Source organism: uncultured Shewanella sp. (genome assembly GCF_947495455.1).
GTDB lineage: Bacteria > Pseudomonadota > Gammaproteobacteria > Enterobacterales > Shewanellaceae > Shewanella.
Genome location: NZ_CANLZC010000267.1, coordinates 1 through 432 on the forward strand (window position 1 = coordinate 1; position 432 = coordinate 432).

Consider the following 432-nt stretch of genomic DNA (forward strand, 5'->3'; position numbering starts at 1 on the left):
GCGACTGCTTTTTCTCGACAAAAAAACAGTCAATACCCTCAAGTGCGAATGGTCTGCCAAATGGAATTAAGTAGCCACCTGATCACCGCCAGTGCATTTGATGATTATGGGGTGAATGAAATGGTATTAGCTGAAAAGCTTATCGAGTCTACACCGGATCATAGTTTAACATTATTTGATCGCGGTTTTTATTCACTGGGGCTACTCAATCAATGGCAATCTGCTGGTCACGAGCGGCATTGGCTGCTCCCATTGAAGAAAAATGTGCAATATGAAGTGCTCCGCAGCTTGGGGCGTAATGATAAAATCGTTCGATTAAAAAGTAATCCACATGCGAAAAAACGATGGCCAGCGTTACCTGATGAGCTTGAAGTCCGGCTGATCAGTCGACAAATTAATGGAAAGGCGTACTCAGTGTTGACATCAATGACC

The 432-nt window shown here is 43.8% G+C and carries 1 protein-coding gene; it reads left to right on the forward strand.

Annotation, left to right across the window (positions count from 1 at the left end; genetic code table 11):
- A partial coding sequence (locus Q0791_RS25075; protein ID WP_299011971.1) for a transposase occupies positions 1 to 432 on the forward strand: 432 nt, incomplete at both ends.